The sequence below is a fragment of the Rhizobium sp. SVR5-9E genome (genome assembly GCF_056755095.1).
The window spans coordinates 45,016-62,365 of sequence record NZ_JBNDHS010000021.1 but is presented as its reverse complement, the minus strand read 5'-3'; the positions used below and the strand labels follow the sequence as shown (position 1 = coordinate 62,365).

Here is a 17,350-nt window from a genome sequence, read left to right as displayed (position 1 = left end):
CGCTAGCGGGCGAATTTCTTTGCGCCGGCGACGCAGGCAACGACGGCCAGCGTGACCCCGAACATGGCCACGCTGACCTTCTCATGGAGGACCACAGCCGCCAGAGCAAGGCTGAAGAATGGCTGCAGCAGCTGCAGCTGCCCGACGGCTGCAATGCCGCCGAGCGCCAGGCCGCGATACCAGAATATGAAGCCGATCAGCATGCTGAAGAGCGAGACGTAAGCGAGGCCGATCCAGGACGTGCTTGCCGCAGCCGGGAAGGTGGGCGGCATGGCAACGAACGACAGCACGAGCATGATCGGCAGCGAAAGAACCAGCGCCCAGGAAATCACCTGCCAACCGCCCAGCTTGCGCGACAGTCTGCCGCCTTCGGCATATCCCAGCCCGCAGGCGATGATTGCCGCCAGCATCAAGAGATCGCCGACTGAGGATGCGGCTTCCGCATGCATCAACGCGAAGCCTGCGACCAGGGCGCTGCCGAGGCCGGAGAACAGCCAGAAGACCGGTTTGGGGCGCTCCCCGCCGCGAAGGACGCCGAAGATGGCCGTCGCCAGCGGCAGCAGACCGATGAAAACCGTCGAATGAGCCGAGGTAACATGCTTCAGCGCAAATGCGGTGAGCAGCGGAAAGCCGATGACGACGCCGAGCGCTACCACCGCCAGCGAGAAAAGATCGGCACGCGCGGGACGTTTTTCGCGGAAGGCCAACAGCAGACAGAAGGCAAGCATGCCGGCGATGGCGGCGCGGGCGACGGTGAGGAACAGCGGATCGAAATTGGCAACCGCAACGCGCGTCGCCGGAAGCGAGCCGCTGAAGATCAGCACTCCGAGAAAACCGTTGATCCAGCCGCCTGCTACCCTGTCCATCATGATGCTCCTTGTCTGAGGCTGCTATGAAGCAAGGAGCGTGGCGTCGCCAGCGACAATGCTGTACAGTTTCGACAAACTGTTATGGATACGGAAGCAATACAGATGGACCAGACGGCGACGAATCCTGCGAGCGGCAAGCGTATCGCCCTGGTAATGGCGGAGATCCGCGGCCGCATTTCCAGCCGCGGGCTGGTGCCCGGATCACGACTGCCTTCGGTGCGCGCTTTCGCCAAGACCTTGCATGTTTCCGCCTCGACCGTCGTGGAGGCCTATGAGCGGCTGGCCGCCGAGGGCCTCATTCGCTCGCGGCCGGGTTCCGGCTTCTACGTTTCGAGCCCGCTCGCACCGCTGGCGCTCTCGGAAATCGGGCCGAAGCTCGACCGGGCGATCGATCCCTTGTGGGTCTATCGTCAATCATTGGAAGACGGCCCCGAATTGCTGAAGCCGGGATGCGGCTGGCTGCCGCCAAGCTGGATGCCGGAAGCGGGCATACGCAAGGCCCTTCGCACGGTTTCACGCGCCGATGATCGCGTGCTCTCGGACTACGGTACGCCGCTCGGCCTGCCGCCGCTCAGGCAGCTTCTCTCCCGCCGCATGGGCGAGCGCGGCATATCCGCAGCACCAGACCAGATCATACTGACGGAATCCGGCACACAGGCAATCGACCTTCTGTGCCGCTTCCTGATCGAGCCCGGCGACGCCGTGCTGGTGGACGACCCCTGTTATTTCAACTTCCATGCGCTGCTGCGCGCTCACAGGGCCAATGCCATCGCCGTTCCGATGACGCCGGTCGGACCGGATATCGAGGCATTCGGGAGGGCGATCGACGAGCACCGGCCGCGGCTCTACATCACCAATTCCGCGATTCATAACCCAACAGGCGCGACGTGTTCGCCCGTCGTGGCACACCGGCTGCTGAAACTTGCAGAGCGCGCAAATATGACAATCATCGAGGACGATATCTTCGCTGATCTTGAGCATGAGCCGGCCCCTCGCCTCGCCGCATTCGACGGGCTGGAGCGGGTCGTCCATATCGGCAGCTTCTCGAAAACGCTCTCTGCCTCGGTGCGTTGCGGCTTCATCGCGGCGAGGCCGGACTGGATCGAGGCGCTCTCCGATCTCAAGATTGCGACCAGCATCGCCGCCGGGCGGCTCTCGTCCGAATTGATCCTGCTGCTGTTGAAGGACGGCAGCTACCGCAAACATCTGGATGCGCTGCGGGTCCGGCTTTCGCAAGCCATGGACGAGACGGCGCAGCGATTGGGTTCGCTCGGCATCACGCCGTGGATACGGCCGCAGGCGGGCATGTTTCTCTGGTGCCGGTTGCCCGACGGGATCGATGCCGCAGATGTTGCGCGGGCCTGCCTCGCCGATAACATCGTTCTTGCGCCCGGCAACGCCTTCAGCGTGTCGCAGACCGCCAGCGGCTTCCTGCGATTCAACGTCGCACAGTCGGATGATCCGCGGATATTCCGATCGCTGGAGCGAGCGCTGAACCACGCCGCGAGAGCTTAGCGCGCGGTACAAAGGCAATCGGTGGTGAACCGCAAGGCAGCGTTTGCTTCTTCGGGCAAACACGCTACATTTCGCTGGCTAACCGAAGAGCGAGCCCTGGGAGGAGCGATTTCATGAGACGGATGTGGCCCGAGGAGTTCAATTCCATTCTGAGCGGCGCGGAGGAAGTGACGCTGGAACTACCGGCGGCCGTGCACGAGGACGGCTCGCGGAGCGAACCGGTCAGCAGGCGGGCTCTGAAAGTCCGTATTCCGATGGAAGACTACGAGCGCATCTGGCCATTGGCGGAAGCACGCTACCGGCTCGGCGGCAAATTCGCGGGCAAAGCGATCACGCTAATCACCACCAATCCGCACTACCATACCTGGCACCCGGCAGATGGCGGCAATATCGAGAACACCTCGGATAGCGGCAGGCACTACACGACGAACTACATCGTCGTGCATTTCCTGCTCGACGATGTGCGGGAAACGGCGGCGGCCTGACGGCGCTGCCGTTTACGCTTCGTCCAGAGCGAGCGCGAGGTCGGCGATCAGATCGTCCGGATGTTCGATGCCGATCGACAACCGGATGGTCGACTCCAGAACGCCGATGCGCTCACGCACATCAGCCGGAACACCGGAATGAGTCATTGCGGCCGGGTGGCTCGCAAGCGACTCCGTTCCGCCGAGGCTGACCGCCAGCTTGAAGATCTTCAGCGCGTTCAGGAACCTGAACGAAGCCGGCTGGCCGCCCTTGATATCGAAAGAGAACGTCGAACCGGCGCCCGTGCACTGTGCGGCGAAGGTTCGCCCGACCGGCGAATCCGGATCGTGGTAAGGCAGATAGTGGATGGTTTCGACCTTCGGATGATCGCGGAGAAAATCGGCGACGGCACGTGCGTTGCTGTTTGCCCGCTCCATGCGCAGTTGCAGCGTCTCCAGCGAACGTCCCAGCATCCAGCAGGAATGGGGGTCGAGCTGCGTGCCGATAGAGCCGCGGAGTGCCTTCACCTGTTTGATCACAGCTTTCGGACCCAGGACGGCGCCGGCGATCAAATCCGAATGGCCGCCGACATATTTGGTCAGCGAATAAAGCGATATATCCGCGCCGTGTTCGATCGGACGCTGGAAGACCGGGCCAAGCAGCGTGTTGTCGCAGACGATGATCGGGGTGTGGCCCTGTCTCTCGCCAACCGCATTGGCAACACGGCGTATCAAGGCAACGTCAACGAGACTGTTCGTGGGGTTGGCGGGCGTTTCGATGAGGATGACCGAGACTCGACCTCTCTGCATAGCCTCCTCGGCCGCTGCCTGGACCGACGCCTCGCTGACACCGTCATGAAAACCGACGGCGGCAACCCCGAAGTTCAAGAAGGTCTTCGCCAACAGCGTCTCGGTGCCGCCATAGAGCGGCTGCGAATGGAGAATCGTATCGCCGGGCCGGACGAAGGCGAGCAACGTGGTCGAGATCGCCGACATGCCGGAGGAGAATAGCGCGCCACTTTCGGTCCGTTCATAAACCGCGAGCCTGTCTTCGACGATCTCGCTGTTGGGATGGTTGAACCGCGAGTAGACGAGACCGGCGCCCTTGCCTGCCGGCGGCTCGCGACGGCCCGAGACGTAGTCGAAGAAATCGCGGCCGTCTTCGGCGGTATTGAAGACGAAGGTCGAGGTGAGAAACACCGGCGGCTTGACCGCTCCTTCTGAAAGCTCCGGATCATAACCGTAGTTCAGCATCTGCGTTTCCGGGTGCAGCGCGTGATTGCCGATATGGGTTCTCGAAGGATGCGGCGCGGTCATGACGGTCTCCTCGGCCGATGGAATGGAGCTAAAGCAGCAGATCATAGCAAATGCGGAAGTTCATTCCTGATATTTGGCGCAGCAGGATATCTTTGGAAGCGACTTCCTCCACAGTGCGAGACTCGGGCACAGAAAATTGACCGGAGACAAAGCTGTGATGACGAGCGCTCCCGGTGAGCGACACGAGCGTGTCATCAGGACCATCGAGCTCAACACCGGCGCATCTGGCCCAAAGTGCATCGCGGCTTACCCAAACGTTAAAAAATTCCCACGGAAGTTAACGGGATATTTACCACGTATCGTAAAAAGTGCGCAGTGAGCAGTGGTGATCCGCATTCCTTTTTCCAGTCTCGCGTTTATTCGGAGTGCCGCTACGCCGTTCAGGTTGAGGAAAGCCTCATAAACTATCCTCTAATGAACGGTCTCTCAAGCCAATGGCCTTGGCCCTGACGAGGGCTCGAGCAGACGAAGCGAGCAGGAAAATGAACGGATCGCGACCAAACACTCCCCGGCATTCCGACAGGGCGTCGCTCGATGCGCTGAACCGCACGATCGAAGGGCTTGAGGCGCGCATCGAAGGGCTGATGGGCAACGGCACCCACAAGCCAAGGCAGCGGGTAGTTGCACCTGAGCGCGAAAGCCACACCAGATCCTATGAGCCGCGACCGGCATATTCGCGGGCGGAAACCCGGCCGGATCCGCTTGCAGAAATCCGCGAGCGCCAGCGCGCGCTCAACGCCGGCCGCGAACGCCCAATCGCCGAACGCCCAACCTACCGAGACCCGGCACCGGCAGCGCGTACGCCAGCCCCGCAAGTCGCGCCGTCACATGCCCCCTCGCCCGATACCATGACCGAGATCGCCCAGGCGCTGGTGAACCTGCGCCAGGACCTGAAGCGCGACATTTCCGACGGCGTGGCGCGCGAGATGAATGCGCTGCGCGCAGAACTGCGCGAAATCAAGACGAGTGCGCACGACCGGCATTTCGCCGACGACATCCGCGAGGACATGGGCCGGCTGGCGCACAGCATCGACCAACTTTCCAGCCGCTCGGCCGGCCCGGAGGCCACAGGGCTTCGCAACGAATTCGAAGAACTGCGTTCCCTGATGGACGGGCTTGCCCGCGAAGAGTCCGTTCGGCACATGGAAAGCCGCTGGGACGGTTTTGAGAACCAGCTACATGCGCTGGATACGGCAAGCCTGCAGGAAGAACTCGTGTCGCTCGCCTACCGGCTCGACGACATCAAGCGTCATCTCGGCGGCATGGGCGAGAGCCCGGCGGTGCGCGCGCTCGAAGACAAGCTGCTCTCGATTGCGACCGCGATGGAACAGTTCGGCAACATGATTCAGCCGCACGATCGAGCCATGTCCGAGCAGTTTGCCGCCATGGATGGGCGGCTTGACGAAATCAGCCGGGCGATTGCGGCAAGCGGCCGCACCGCCGCAAGCGGCGATCCGGCGCTGATGCATCGCCTCGAAGGCCGGCTGAACGCGCTGGCAGAGCAGATCGACATGGTGGGCCGCCAGGCGGAAAGCCGCAGCCAGCCGGCTGATGGCCTTGCCGATCGGCTGGAAATGCTGACCCGGCGCGTCGAAGAACTGGCCAATACCAAAGCGACGGCGCGGCTCGACGAACGCCTCGAGCAGCTGTCCTTCATGCTCGAGCGTGCTCAGAAGACGGCTCCCCAGGCAGATCTCAACCGCACGCTTGCGGATATTTCCCGCAAGATCGAGGCGTTGGAAAGCGGTTCGGTCAATGACGCGCTGGCGGAGCGGCTGGACTATCTCGCGCGCCGCATCGACGAGATGGAAGTACAGCCCGCGCCGGCCGTAATTGCCGATGACAGTGCGTTCCGCCGCATCGAGGGTCGCCTCAGCGACATTGCTGCGCGCCTGGAGGAAAGTACGGCCGCACCGCCCACCGATCCGCTGGCTCTCAGGAACCTCGAAGATCAGATCGCCAACCTCTCTGCGCTGATGAGCTCGCCCCGCGCAGGCGGTGACAGCATTCCGCCGGAGTTCGACCGCCGCATGGGCGCAATCGAAGACTACATGGCGACCAGCGACGAATACATCATCGAGGCTGCACGCCAGGCGGCAGAAGCCGTTGTCGAGGCTTATTCGCGCAATGGCGGCATCCAGGCTGCGCCAGCCGCTGATATGGCCGCCTTGAACGCGCTGGCCGAGGACCTGCGCCATCTGGAAGACCTGAGCCGCAGCAGCGAAGAACGCACGCACAAGACATTCCAGGCGCTGCACGAGACGCTGGTCCAGATCGCCGAGCGCCTGGACGATATGGAAACCCGGAACAAGCCGGCGCGACGCATGCCGCTTGCCGAGGCCGATTTCGAGATCGATCCGTATGCACTCGTGCCGGCCGGCACCGAGGAAACGCAAAAGCATGCTTCGCTCGGAAAGATGGGGGCTTCTCCGGCCCTGCATGCGGTGGAAACAGCAAGCGCGGCTCCTGTGCACGCTGCGCCTTCCGCCGAGACAAGCGCGATCGCCATCGAAGCCGCGACCAAACCGGCGCCGGCGGCAGTGCCGTCGAAGGGCAGCCTGCTTTCGGCACTCGGCAAGCGACTGATTCCAGGCAAGAAGGCGGTCCAAGCGAAAGCAGCCGAGCGGGCGGTCATCGACCCCGCGCCTTCGATCGACCCCGTCGACCTGATGCCCAGCGAAGAAGCATCGAACGAACTGCTGGAACCCGGCTCGGGCGCGCCGGACGTCAAGAAGATTCTGGAGCGCGTGCGCGCCAGCCAGGCTGCGGCCCGGAACAACCCCAAGCCTGCCGCCGAAAATGAGCGCGCCGACTACATCGCCGCCGCCCGCCGCGCGGCTCAAGCGGCCGCGATGGAATCCGACCCCAAGGCAACGCTGACAAAGGCCGAGAAGAAGACGCAGAAACCTGCCGGCTCCAGCGCTTTTGCCCGCTTCCGCAGGCCGATTCTGCTTGCTGTCGGCGCCGTGCTCCTGGCGATCATGGCCTTCCCGCTCGCTCGCACCCTGACGAGCGGCGAGCAGGCTCCGCCGGCGGAAGTCGCGGTGCTTTCGGATGCCGCGCAAAACCCCGTTGCCGCCGATAGCTCCGCCATGCCGGTGGAAGACGCCGAAGGACCGGTAGCGGGCAGCCCGGCAGAATCAACAGAGCCCGAGACTGCCGCCCCACCAGCTGCCGACATGACACAGGCGGGCGCGTCCGAAAACCGGGAGGCTGTACCCTCCGAGCACCTGACTGACGCTGCGCCACTTGGCGGCGAAGGCGCTTCGACGCTGACACCGGGAGCGCCACCGCAGGATGCGGCCGCGTTCGCGCCCAATAGTGTTCCCACCTCGCAAGAGGCCGCGCCTGCAGCGCCTTCGATTTCCGTGCCGGACGCCGTCCAGCCGCAGTCGCTTGCCGATGCCGCCCGCAGCGGCGATCCGCTCGCGCTCTTCGAGATCGGCGCTCGTTACACCGAAGGCCGCAATGGCCTGCCCGCCGACCAGGCTCAAGCCGCAAACTGGTATCAGCTTGCAGCTGACAAGGGCTTTGCGCCGGCAAAGTACCGTCTCGGCAGCATGTACGAGAAGGGCACTGGCGTCGCGCGTGATATCGGCAAGGCCAGGGCCTTCTACGAGCAGGCCGCCAGCCAGGGCAATGCCAGCGCCATGCACAATCTGGCGGTGCTCTACGCCTCCGGCGCGCTCGGCCAGCAGGACTACGCGGCGGCAGCAAGCTGGTTCACCAAGGCCGCCGATCTTGGCATCACCGACAGCCAGTTCAACCTGGCGATCCTTTTCGCCCGGGGCAACGGCGTCACACAGGACCTCGGCGAAAGCTACAAGTGGTTCGCGATCGCTGCCCAGGGCGGCGACAAGGACGCAGCAGCCAAGCGCGACGAGGTCGCGAAAGCCATGAAGCCGGCCGATCTTGAGAGGGCCCGCGCTACGACGAGCGCCTGGAAGCCGCAGCCGCTCGACAACAAGGCGAACGGCATCGAGATTCCGGACGCCTGGGCGGGTAATGGCACCAAAACCTCGACCGTCGACATGAAAAAGGCGATCCGCAACATCCAGGCGATCCTGAACAACAACGGCTTCGACGCAGGCACGCCTGACGGCGAGATGGGCGCCAAGACGATCGCTGCGATCAAGAGCTTTCAGCAATCGATCGGCAAGGACCCCACTGGCAAGATCAATGACGACACGGTGAGGGCGCTGCTCGAACGCAACGCCAAGCCTACGACGAAGGCTTGAGAACTCCCGGTCTGGATAAGCCCTCACCGCACGGGCGGTGAGGGCTTTCCCGCGCTATGTCTTGCGCGACACCACTTTCCCCCTACGATTGCCGCTCGACCAGCTTTGCGAGCTGTTCCACGACGGTGCCCCAGCCGTCGTAAAATCCCATTTCGGCGTGCATGTTACGGTCAGCGCTGTCCTTGTGCATGACGTAGGCGGCATAGTTTGTGCCCTCCGGGTGTTCCTCGAAGGTGATGACCGCCGTCATGAAAGGTTGCTCTGCCGGACGCCAGCCGCCCACCAGGGCGTTGGTGAAAACGATCCGTTCGCCATCGGCGATATCGAGGATGCAGGCGCTGAGGTGTGGCGCGAAATCGCCGTCGTTTTCGCTGATCTCGGTCACCAATGCGCCGCCGGGACGGAGGTCCATTTCTACGACCTTGCATCTGGCCGGCGCCGGAACCCACCACTGCTCGAAGCTCCTGGGGTTCGTCCAGGCGTTCCACACGGCCAAGGGCGGAGCCTTGATGAGACGCGATATGGTCAGGTCGAGCTTAGGGCTTGGGGACTTGGTCATTTCGATTTTTCCTCTTTCGATGCCGCAATGACAAACTGTTCGAGCCGGTCCGTACGGCCCTCCCAGCGGGCTCGCTGCTGCGAGAGCCACGCTTCGGCGACAGCAAACTGCTTCTTCTCGATGATGCAGGTGCGCACACGGCCCTGCTTGCGGGTCCGGATCAGTCCTGTGTCCTCCAGAAGATGGATGTGCTTCATGAAAGACGAAAGAGCCATGTCGAACGGCTGTGCGAGATCGCTGATACTGGCCGGCCCCTCGCCCAAACGGCCGAGCACCGCGCGGCGCGTCGGGTCCGCAAGTGCCAGAAAGATGCCCGTTAGCTGCTCCGAATACTGATCCATGAGGCTAAGTATCATGGCAAAACACTTAGTGCAAGAGCTAAGTGTCCAGCAGAACCGTCAACGGTTGCGCACCGCTGTCACAAAATCTGAAAAAAGCCAGATTAATCGGGACTTATCGCTCGCGTAATGCGCGGATCGCATGTCGCTTATCGAAAGCCTCTGGCAACGATTTCACCGTATGATGCGCCATTCGAACGGGACGTGAGAAGGCCTGCCCAGGAGGGCAGTTCATAATTCGAGGTCGGCTGTGACAATCTACCTGCCCATCGCAGAATTGTCGGTGAACATCTTCATCATCCTGGGCATGGGTGCGGCCGTCGGCTTCCTCTCCGGCATGTTCGGCGTCGGCGGCGGTTTTCTGATCACGCCGCTTCTCATCTTCTACAACATTCCGCCCGTCGTCGCCGTTGCGACCGGCGCGAACCAGGTGGTCGCCTCCTCGATCTCCGGCGCGATTACCCATTTCAGGCGCGGGACGCTGGACGTGAAGCTCGGGACGGTGCTGCTGATCGGCGGCCTTTCAGGCGCGACGGTCGGCATCTGGATCTTCTCGCTCTTGAGACGGATCGGCCAGCTCGATCTGATCATCTCGCTGCTCTACGTCATCTTCCTTGGCGCCGTCGGCGGGCTCATGCTGCTCGAAAGCATCAATGCCATGCGGCGGGCGGCCAAGAACATCCCGCCGACGCCGCGCCGACCCGGCCATCATCACTGGGTCCACCGGCTGCCGCTGAAGGTGCGGTTCAAGAAATCGAAGATCTTCCTCAGCGTCATCCCGATCATAGCGCTCGGCTTTGCGATCGGTATCCTGACCTCCATCATGGGCGTCGGCGGCGGCTTCATCATGGTGCCGGCGATGATCTACCTGCTGCGTATTCCGACCAATGTCGTCGTCGGGACGTCGCTCTTCCAGATCATCTTCGTGACCGCCTACACGACCGTCGTCCAGGCCGCGACCAACTTTTCCGTCGATATCGTGCTGGCTTTCATCCTGATGGTGGCGGGCGTCATCGGCGCGCAATATGGCGTGCGCGTCGGCCAGAAGCTGCGCGGCGAGCAGCTGCGCGCGCTGCTCGGGCTGCTCGTCCTCGCCGTCGGCATCAGGCTGGCGATCGCCCTCGTCGTGACGCCGGCGGACGTCTATTCCGTGGTGATGGGAGCGTACTGATGACGCGGTTGCGCCTCTGCCTCTTCCTCCTGTTCTGCCTGCTGCCGCCGGGGCTTGCCGCCGCGCAGATGCTCCTGCCGGGGCAGAGTTCGGAGGAAGAGCGCGAAGGCCTGGAAATCGGCACGTCCACCAGTGAGATCGCCATCTCCTCCGATTTTCGGGGCGCGGATCTGACGATCTTCGGGGCGCTGACGAATACCGACAACCTGCTGCTCGCCGTCGGCCAGTATGATGTCGTCGTCGTTCTGGAGGGTCCGCGCGAGAGTGCGACGGTACGCCGGAAGGAGCGCGTCTTCGGTATCTGGATCAACACGGAGTCGATGACCTTTGAAGGCGTGCCGCATTCCTATTCGATGTCGAGCTCACGCTCGCTCGACGACGTGGTGACGCCGCTCGCCCTCGACGATCAAGGGATCGGCATCGATCATATCCCGCTGACGCCCGTCGGTTTCGTCGGAGACGGGAGCACCCTTGGCGAATTCCGCACGGCGTTCCGGCGGTTGCAGCAGGCCGGCGGGCTTTACGAGCGCGACCCGACGGGTGTGCGCTTCGTCAGCTCCAATCTCTTCAAGGCAACCCTTCGTCTGCCCGCCAACATTCCGAATGGCGTGCATACGGTGCGCGCCTATCTCTTCAAGAGCGGCGTGTTTGTGACGCAGAGGTCCGTGCCGTTACGCGTCATCAAGACCGGCATCGAGCAGACGATCACCGACGCCGCCCATGAACGGCCGGTTCCCTACGGCCTTTTCGCAGTGCTCCTCGCGGTGGTGACCGGCTGGGGCGCGAGTATCGTGTTCCGCAAAGACTGATCAGGCCGACTTCTGCTTTTTCGCGACGACGTCGAGATAGGCCTCGGTCAGACGGCCAAGCACCGACGGCGTTCCGGGCGGAAGTTGCTTGCCGAGATGCTTGGCCCGCAGCTCTTCCATGAAGTCCTCCCAAAGCTGCGAACTGCCGTCTTCCAAGAGTTCGGCTCGAATGGAGAGCTCTTCGGATACCGGCAAATGCTTGCGGCCCCAGGCGCCCATGTGGGCGAAGAGCGGCACGAGATCGATCGCCATTTCAGTGAGGCTGTAGATGGCTTTCTGCTTGTGCGTGGGATCGTCTTCCCTGGTCAGCAAGCCCTTGTCCACCAGTCGGCGCAAGCGATCGGCGAGGATGTTCGAAGCGATGCCTTCCTCTGAATTCTGAAGAAGCTCGCGGAAGTGGCGCCGGTTGCCGAACATGATGTCGCGGATGATAATCAGGCTCCAGCGGTCGCCGAGTATTTCCAGCGTCAGATTGATGGGGCAGCCGGAACGGTGAAGGCCGTCCATTTTCATTCTCCAAAAACTGCTTGCATTTTGCCATCGGTCAATCTAACTTTCAACCAGTTGCTATTTGCAATCAGTTTTGAGGAGGATGAAACGTGAGAAAGCTTGTTGTCTGGAATCTGATGACGCTCGACGGCTACTTCGAAGGTACGAAGCCGTGGGACATCGACTTTCACAACCTTGTCTGGGGACCGGAGCTTCAGAAATATGCCGAGGCATTCGGTGAAGAAGGCGACCTGCTCGTCTTCGGCCGCAAGACCTACAAAGGCATGGCCGACTATTGGCCATCGGCTGAAGGCGAAGGGAAGATCAAAGACTACATGAATAATATCGCGAAGATCGCCGTGTCGCGCACGATGAAGGAGCCGGGCTGGAACAATGCCCGAGTGGTCAGCGACCCGGTCAGCGAGCTGACGAAGCTCAAGCAGCAGGACGGCAAGACGATGTTCATCTTCGGCAGTGCCGAGCTTTCGGATGCCATGCTGAAGGCCGGGCTGGTCGACGAAATCCGCATCTGCCTGGTCCCTGTGATCCTCGGCGGCGGCAACCCGCATTTCAAACCGGCAGCCGCATCCGTGCCTATGAAGTTGCTCGAGGCGACACCACTCACGACGGGCGCAGTGATCCTGCGGTACGAGCCGGCAACAACCCCGGCCTGATGTCCCATCAAGACCGCGCGGCGGCGGCAATCAGGGCCGCGGCCGCTTCGCCCGCCGTCTCCATGTAAGACGGATCGCGACGCAAGAGCACGACGGCAAAGCCTCCATCGAGCAGGAGCATGATCTGCCGGCCGAGTGTGCGGGCCTCCAGAATGCCGTCCGCCTCCAGAACATGCGTCAGCCAGTCCTCGACCCGCTGCTTGTGAGCAACGCCTGCTTTTATCGCTGGATGGCCCGGCATGCCGGCGAGCTCGGCTGCAGTTCGCAGGAAACCGCAACCCTTCCATTTCGGATGACGCGCAGACTTCGCCAATTGGTCGAAGATCGCCTTGACCTTCGCGTCCACGCTGCCTTCGGCCTCGTCATACCATCGCTGGAACACGGCCAGATTGGGCTGATCACGACCTTCGAGATAGGCGGCAATCAGGTCGTCCTTGCTGTCGAAATGGTAGTACAGCGTGCGTTTTGTGACGCCCGCCTTTTCCGCGACGGCATCGACGCTGACGGCGCGGATGCCCTGCCCATAAAAAAGCTTGGCGGCAGCGTTGACGATGCGGTCTCGGGTCGTTTGGGTCGGCTGTCCCATGACCCAAAGTATACCGACTAGTGAGTGTTGCCAAGCACGCCCATAGTGTAGAACGGGCCAGTCATTGCAGCGGGATGGACTTGGCACGATGGATGCGAGTGAGGCGGCATATGCATCTGCGCAGGAGGGCGAACGCGTCGAGATCTGCTGCCGCGACGGCGTGCTTCTCGGCGGCCATCTATGGCGCGCGACCGGGGGGCAAAGTTCAGGCAGCGTCGTCGTCAATGCAGCCACCGGCGTACTCGCCAGCTATTATCATCGCTATGCCCGGTTTCTTGCAGGGCACGGCTTCGATGTCCTGACCTACGACTATCGCGGAATCGGCCTGTCCCGGCCCGCCCGCCTCCGCCGTTGCGGCTACCGCTGGCGGGACTGGGGCGAGTTCGACTTCGAAGCAGCCTTGGCGTTCATGTACGATCGCGACCCGATGCAGCCGCTCCTGGTCGTGGGCCACAGTATCGGCGGGTTCCTGCCCGGACTTGCGAGGAATGCCGGGCGTATCGACCGGATGCTGACGATCGGCGCGCAATACGGCTATTGGCGAGACTACGCGCGCGCGCATCGACGGCGCCTGTTCTGGAAGTGGCACGTCGTCATGCCCGCCATGACGGCGGCGTTCGGCTATTTTCCAGGCAGACTGCTTGGCTGGCTGGAAGACCTGCCGGCTGGCGTCGCCAACGAGTGGAGCTTTCGCGGCGCGCGGATGGAGCACAGCTATCTGGCTCCGGAACGGCGAGATGTCATCGCCCGCTTCGATGCGGTTCGTGCGCCCATTCTTGCGATCGGCGTCACCGACGACCCGATCGCGACCGCTTCTGCCGTTCGCCGTGCGCTTGGCTATTACCGGAATGCCTCGACGGAGCAGGTAATGCTGAAGCCCTACGATCTGGGATTCGACGCCATCGGGCATTTCAGTCTTTTCCACTCGCGACATGCCGAAGGTTTTTGGCTCGATACGGTGGTGTGGCTGCGGGACGCGGTCAATCCCTGGCCGAAGCATGGCGATCCAGATGCACACGTCCTGCCTCGTGACGGACATAACTTCGCCTTTGAATAAAAACCGCTTCTTAAGATTTACGAGTTAGTAATCTCTCGAAAACGAGAGGTTCTGTTTTGCGTACCCGTAGCCTTCTCGCCGTGGTGCTGTTGGCGCTTGTCGCCGGTTGCGCGACGGCACCCCGCCAGACGAGAAACATTTGCGCCGTCTTCGACCAGCGCGACGGCCTCTTCACCAATTGGCAGCGGGCGGCGGCGCAAGCCGAACGAAAATACGGCGTGCCCGTGCCGATCCTGATGGCAACGATGTATGTCGAATCCGGTTTTCAGCCGAATGCCCGCCCGCCGCGCACGAAACTCTTCGGCTTCATTCCCTGGACGCGTCCGTCGACTGCTTACGGCTACTCGCAAGCACTCGACGGCACCTGGGGCCATTACCAGTCCGAAACCGGCAAATGGGCAGCAAGCCGCACCAACTTTTCCGACGCCGTCGATTTCATAGGCTGGTATCACTACAGCAACAGCCAGGCGACCGGCATCCCGCTGAACGACGCTTACAGCCTCTATCTGGCCTATTACTCTGGTCCAACGGGATACAAACGCGGCGACTGGCGCTCGAACGCCCAGCTGCAGAAGACGGCGCAGCGTTTTGCCAGCATGGCGGCGACCTATCAGCAGCAGCTGCAGCAGTGCGACTGACGAGCGCGTGAAGGCCCTCGCGCATCGGAAGGCCTTCAGAACGGAATGACGTAGTTCATGATGGCGACCTGTCGCAGCAGCACCCTGCGGATCACATGCGCCGCCTTGACGTGGTCGGTAAAGATCGCCGCGTCGCCCGTGGTGCCGGCCGGCATGCGCGCGGCAAAATCCGCATCGTCCAGCCGGATCCTGACGACAAGCGGCGCCGTCTTGATTGCTGCCGGAGAGACGGCGGCCCCGGAAATCTGCACCTGGCCGCTCGCAACCGCCTGGAGGATACTCTCAACCTTTCCGGTGTAGACCTTGCCGGGCATGAACTTGAACGTCGCCTCGACCGACTGGCCCGGCTCGACATAGCGCGCGTCGATCTGCGGCACCTCGACGCCGATGATCGTATCGGCAGTATCGATGAAGGCCATGACCGGCGATAGCGGTAGGCTCGATACGCGGGCTCCCGACCGCAAGGCAAGATTGGTGACGTATCCGCCGGCAGGCGCACGCACGACGGTCTTGTCGAGATCCCATTTTGCACTAACGATCTCAGCCTGCAGCTGCTCCACTTCGGCCTGCGCCTGCTCCATATCGAAGGCGCGGCCAGCGCCGCTCCTTTGTAGCCGCGTGGTCTCGTCGAGACGCAGTTTGGCAAGCTGCAGTTGCGCCTCCAGCGCATCGAGTTTCGCCTGGAACGGCACCGGGTCGATCCGGAACAGGACGTCGCCCGCCTTCAGCGCCGTGTTCGCCTGAACCGGTACATCGATGACCTCGCCGGCAACATTGGGGACGATCGCGACCGAGTTCCGGACCACGAGCGCCGGCCCCTGCGGCGCGCCCCAGTTCATAGGGATGAAAAGGCCGACGAGCAAAAGCAGCAGCACGAGGACCGGCGAGACCTTCCAGAACAGGTTGAAGGGAACGATGCGGAGCTTCACCAGGCAGAAGAGAATGACGAGATAGACATTCAGGAGAACGACGATCACGACGCGCCCTCCGTCTTCGATGGACGCGGGACATCAACGTAGGCCCAGATCAGCACGATCGGCCAGAGGGCAAAGCCGAGGAGCAGAGTCACCCAGCCGCCGACGGTCACCGCTTGCGCCCAGGGATGGTTTCTCCTCTTGGCGATCATGCCCGGCAGCATGGCGAGAAAGACGATGACGGCGACGGTGCTCAGCACGAGTACGATCAGCACGATCCAGGCAAAGATGTCGATGACACTCATGGCGATCATTTCCTCCCTGCGACGGCGGGAAGGATGATAGTCCGCACTCAGGCGAAAAACAAATATTCCGAAAGGACTTACTGGCTCATGGAACCTATGCGCTGCCGCGAAAAAACCTGCCGAGCGGCAAGTGCGCTTACCAGCCATCCGAGCAATAAGTCCGTCCGCCCCAGCAGGTGCGCGATCATCGCCGTCGTGTCGAACAAGCCTTTCATGGCCTTGCGGCCGATGTCGAGGCCGCCGCTCGTGGCGGCGCAAGAAACGAAGAAAATCTAGTAAAAACCATATACAACGTCAGGAAACGAAACAAAATTGGGCTGATTGCCACATAGAGACAGTATTGTTTGACAATACATTCTGCACCATGGGATTCTTCTTGAAATAGAATCAGGAGAATAGATGGGCATGGAGCGATACTTATACGATTACAGCTCACACCGGGCTGTCATGTATGAGATTGGCGACTATCTTTATCCGCTCTACGGGAAGAAGGCAGAGCATTGGATCTCCGGTGACTATATTTTCTGCATGAAAACCCAGGCAATTTCGTTCTGGATCCTGGGAAAAGACGTGTACGGCCATCTCGGCCGCGGCGAGCTGACGCGCCAGCCTCTCTACTATTTCGGTGACTAAAGCGAAACGGCTGGACCAGTTGCCGCCGCTTGGCGCTCATCCCGCGAGGTTGCCGAACCTGACGGAATAGATCCTGTCCCTGCCGAGCAGATGGGCGACGAGAGAGGCCTGGTCAAACAAGCCTTTCATGGCCTTGTGGCCCAGGTCGAGGCCGCCGCTCATGACGCCGAAAGCGGGCATCAAGAGGCGCGCGCCGTCGGTGGCGAAGCAGGGGCGGCGGACGGCTTTTTCGCGGCGTCGGACGGTGGCGGCCGGATGCAGGTGTCCGGCAATCTCTCCGCTTTGCAGACCGGCCTTCGGCTCGTGGCGGAAAGTCAGGCCGCTGTGGTGTATCTCGTCGGCGCAGGTGCCGGGCAGATCGACCGTACCGTCAGGGTCGTGGTTGCCGTTGATCCAGATCCATTCGCGGCCCTGGGCCATTTTGACGATGATGGCGCGGAAGGCTTCGGGCAGATGCGCGGAGCCGATGCGGTCGTGGAAATTGTCGCCGAGAGAAATGACGAGTTTGGGATCGTATCGGGCGATCACGGCGGAAAGCACGGTCAGGGTCGCCAGCGTATCGTAGGGCGGCAGCATCATGCCGCGGCGGGCGAAAGCCGCGCCCTTTTCAAGGTGCAGGTCGGAGACGACGAGGATCCCCGCGTCCGGAAGATAGAGCGCGCCGAACGGATCGCAGACTGCCGCAACGCCATGAACGGCCGTCTCGACGCCGGGCATCGCAGCCAATCCATTCAGTTCACGCGCAAGCGCCAGGCGGTTCATCGATCTCGTCTA

General features: G+C 62.2%; 18 protein-coding genes. 9 read left to right on the top strand and 9 right to left on the bottom strand.

Annotation, left to right across the window (positions count from 1 at the left end):
- Nucleotides 1-2 precede the first annotated feature (2 nt).
- Nucleotides 3-866 (bottom strand): DMT family transporter, encoded by an 864-nt coding sequence (locus ACPYOJ_RS12795; RefSeq protein WP_481416578.1) that lies wholly within the window; start codon nt 864-866, stop codon nt 3-5.
- A 105-nt stretch (nt 867-971) separates the two neighbouring features.
- Here ACPYOJ_RS12795 and ACPYOJ_RS12790 point away from each other — a divergent pair, with 105 nt between their 5' ends.
- Nucleotides 972-2,384, top strand: a complete 1,413-nt coding sequence (locus tag ACPYOJ_RS12790) for an aminotransferase-like domain-containing protein (protein WP_481416577.1) — start codon at nt 972-974, stop codon at nt 2,382-2,384.
- Nucleotides 2,385-2,497: 113 nt separating this feature from the next.
- Nucleotides 2,498-2,869: a hypothetical protein gene (locus tag ACPYOJ_RS12785; RefSeq protein WP_481416576.1), complete on the top strand. Its 372-nt coding sequence runs from the start codon at nt 2,498-2,500 to the stop codon at nt 2,867-2,869.
- A 12-nt stretch (nt 2,870-2,881) separates the two neighbouring features.
- On the opposite strand, the gene ACPYOJ_RS12780 is transcribed toward ACPYOJ_RS12785, so the two are convergent.
- Nucleotides 2,882-4,165 carry a cystathionine gamma-synthase family protein gene (locus ACPYOJ_RS12780; protein WP_481416575.1) on the bottom strand — a complete coding sequence of 428 codons (1,284 nt, stop codon included), beginning with the start codon at nt 4,163-4,165 and terminating at the stop codon, nt 2,882-2,884.
- Nucleotides 4,166-4,647: 482 nt separating this feature from the next.
- On the opposite strand from ACPYOJ_RS12780, the gene ACPYOJ_RS12775 reads away from it, so the two are divergent.
- Complete coding sequence (locus tag ACPYOJ_RS12775; RefSeq protein ID WP_481416574.1) at nt 4,648-8,403, top strand: peptidoglycan-binding protein; 3,756 nt, start codon at nt 4,648-4,650, stop codon at nt 8,401-8,403.
- An 82-nt stretch (nt 8,404-8,485) separates the two neighbouring features.
- Here ACPYOJ_RS12775 and ACPYOJ_RS12770 read toward each other — a convergent pair whose 3' ends face one another.
- A complete protein-coding gene (locus ACPYOJ_RS12770; protein ID WP_481416573.1) occupies nt 8,486-8,962 on the bottom strand; it encodes an SRPBCC family protein in 477 nt (158 codons plus the stop codon).
- Nucleotides 8,959-9,303, bottom strand: a complete 345-nt coding sequence (locus ACPYOJ_RS12765; RefSeq protein ID WP_481416572.1) for an ArsR/SmtB family transcription factor — start codon at nt 9,301-9,303, stop codon at nt 8,959-8,961. Before ACPYOJ_RS12765 ends, ACPYOJ_RS12770 begins: the two co-directional genes overlap by 4 nt.
- 247 nt (nt 9,304-9,550) lie before the next feature.
- On the opposite strand from ACPYOJ_RS12765, the gene ACPYOJ_RS12760 reads away from it, so the two are divergent.
- Entirely contained in the window at nt 9,551-10,471 is a 921-nt protein-coding gene (locus ACPYOJ_RS12760; RefSeq protein ID WP_481416571.1) for a sulfite exporter TauE/SafE family protein, read from the top strand.
- Nucleotides 10,471-11,280, top strand: coding sequence for a TIGR02186 family protein (locus ACPYOJ_RS12755; protein ID WP_481416570.1), 810 nt, complete (start codon nt 10,471-10,473; stop codon nt 11,278-11,280). Before ACPYOJ_RS12760 ends, ACPYOJ_RS12755 begins: the two co-directional genes overlap by 1 nt.
- Here the strand turns inward: ACPYOJ_RS12755 and ACPYOJ_RS12750 are convergent, their stop codons facing one another.
- Nucleotides 11,281-11,787, bottom strand: a complete 507-nt coding sequence (locus tag ACPYOJ_RS12750; protein ID WP_481416569.1) for a winged helix-turn-helix transcriptional regulator — start codon at nt 11,785-11,787, stop codon at nt 11,281-11,283.
- A 92-nt stretch (nt 11,788-11,879) separates the two neighbouring features.
- On the opposite strand from ACPYOJ_RS12750, the gene ACPYOJ_RS12745 reads away from it, so the two are divergent.
- On the top strand, nt 11,880-12,443 hold the full coding sequence (locus ACPYOJ_RS12745) for a dihydrofolate reductase family protein (RefSeq protein ID WP_481416568.1): 564 nt from the start codon (nt 11,880-11,882) through the stop codon (nt 12,441-12,443).
- A gap of 7 nt (nt 12,444-12,450) precedes the next feature.
- Here ACPYOJ_RS12745 and ACPYOJ_RS12740 read toward each other — a convergent pair whose 3' ends face one another.
- Entirely contained in the window at nt 12,451-13,029 is a 579-nt protein-coding gene (locus ACPYOJ_RS12740; protein WP_481416567.1) for a TetR/AcrR family transcriptional regulator, read from the bottom strand.
- A gap of 88 nt (nt 13,030-13,117) precedes the next feature.
- Between ACPYOJ_RS12740 and ACPYOJ_RS12735 the strand changes: the two genes are divergently transcribed.
- Nucleotides 13,118-14,086 carry an alpha/beta hydrolase family protein gene (locus tag ACPYOJ_RS12735; RefSeq protein ID WP_481416566.1) on the top strand — a complete coding sequence of 323 codons (969 nt, stop codon included), beginning with the start codon at nt 13,118-13,120 and terminating at the stop codon, nt 14,084-14,086.
- Nucleotides 14,087-14,142: 56 nt separating this feature from the next.
- Nucleotides 14,143-14,724, top strand: coding sequence for a transglycosylase SLT domain-containing protein (locus ACPYOJ_RS12730; protein ID WP_481416565.1), 582 nt, complete (start codon nt 14,143-14,145; stop codon nt 14,722-14,724).
- 35 nt (nt 14,725-14,759) lie between these two features.
- Here ACPYOJ_RS12730 and ACPYOJ_RS12725 read toward each other — a convergent pair whose 3' ends face one another.
- Both ACPYOJ_RS12725 and ACPYOJ_RS12720 read right to left on the bottom strand, forming a co-directional pair.
- On the bottom strand, nt 14,760-15,701 hold the full coding sequence (locus tag ACPYOJ_RS12725; protein ID WP_481416564.1) for an HlyD family secretion protein: 942 nt from the start codon (nt 15,699-15,701) through the stop codon (nt 14,760-14,762).
- Nucleotides 15,698-15,943: a DUF3302 domain-containing protein gene (locus ACPYOJ_RS12720; protein WP_481416563.1), complete on the bottom strand. Its 246-nt coding sequence runs from the start codon at nt 15,941-15,943 to the stop codon at nt 15,698-15,700. The genes ACPYOJ_RS12725 and ACPYOJ_RS12720 overlap by 4 nt, the downstream gene beginning before the upstream one ends.
- A 405-nt stretch (nt 15,944-16,348) precedes the next feature.
- Here ACPYOJ_RS12720 and ACPYOJ_RS12715 point away from each other — a divergent pair, with 405 nt between their 5' ends.
- Nucleotides 16,349-16,576, top strand: coding sequence for a hypothetical protein (locus ACPYOJ_RS12715; protein ID WP_481416562.1), 228 nt, complete (start codon nt 16,349-16,351; stop codon nt 16,574-16,576).
- Between the two features lie 36 nt (nt 16,577-16,612).
- Here ACPYOJ_RS12715 and pdeM read toward each other — a convergent pair whose 3' ends face one another.
- Complete coding sequence (gene pdeM / locus ACPYOJ_RS12710) at nt 16,613-17,338, bottom strand: ligase-associated DNA damage response endonuclease PdeM (protein ID WP_481416561.1); 726 nt, start codon at nt 17,336-17,338, stop codon at nt 16,613-16,615.
- Nucleotides 17,339-17,350: the final 12 nt, after the last annotated feature.

What these genes read in the sequence shown, in the direction of transcription:
- ACPYOJ_RS12735 (WP_481416566.1), top strand. Translation starts at nt 13,118, where the DNA reads ATGGATGCGAGTGAGGCGGCATATGCATCTGCGCAGGAGGGCGAACGC.
- ACPYOJ_RS12740 (WP_481416567.1), bottom strand. Translation starts at nt 13,029, where the DNA reads ATGGGACAGCCGACCCAAACGACCCGAGACCGCATCGTCAACGCTGCC.
- ACPYOJ_RS12750 (WP_481416569.1), bottom strand. Translation starts at nt 11,787, where the DNA reads ATGGACGGCCTTCACCGTTCCGGCTGCCCCATCAATCTGACGCTGGAA.
- ACPYOJ_RS12790 (WP_481416577.1), top strand. Translation starts at nt 972, where the DNA reads ATGGACCAGACGGCGACGAATCCTGCGAGCGGCAAGCGTATCGCCCTG.
- ACPYOJ_RS12720 (WP_481416563.1), bottom strand. Translation starts at nt 15,943, where the DNA reads ATGAGTGTCATCGACATCTTTGCCTGGATCGTGCTGATCGTACTCGTG.
- pdeM (WP_481416561.1), bottom strand. Translation starts at nt 17,338, where the DNA reads ATGAACCGCCTGGCGCTTGCGCGTGAACTGAATGGATTGGCTGCGATG.
- ACPYOJ_RS12770 (WP_481416573.1), bottom strand. Translation starts at nt 8,962, where the DNA reads ATGACCAAGTCCCCAAGCCCTAAGCTCGACCTGACCATATCGCGTCTC.
- ACPYOJ_RS12755 (WP_481416570.1), top strand. Translation starts at nt 10,471, where the DNA reads ATGACGCGGTTGCGCCTCTGCCTCTTCCTCCTGTTCTGCCTGCTGCCG.
- ACPYOJ_RS12715 (WP_481416562.1), top strand. Translation starts at nt 16,349, where the DNA reads ATGGAGCGATACTTATACGATTACAGCTCACACCGGGCTGTCATGTAT.
- ACPYOJ_RS12795 (WP_481416578.1), bottom strand. Translation starts at nt 866, where the DNA reads ATGGACAGGGTAGCAGGCGGCTGGATCAACGGTTTTCTCGGAGTGCTG.
- ACPYOJ_RS12785 (WP_481416576.1), top strand. Translation starts at nt 2,498, where the DNA reads ATGAGACGGATGTGGCCCGAGGAGTTCAATTCCATTCTGAGCGGCGCG.
- ACPYOJ_RS12775 (WP_481416574.1), top strand. Translation starts at nt 4,648, where the DNA reads ATGAACGGATCGCGACCAAACACTCCCCGGCATTCCGACAGGGCGTCG.
- ACPYOJ_RS12765 (WP_481416572.1), bottom strand. Translation starts at nt 9,303, where the DNA reads ATGGATCAGTATTCGGAGCAGCTAACGGGCATCTTTCTGGCACTTGCG.
- ACPYOJ_RS12780 (WP_481416575.1), bottom strand. Translation starts at nt 4,165, where the DNA reads ATGACCGCGCCGCATCCTTCGAGAACCCATATCGGCAATCACGCGCTG.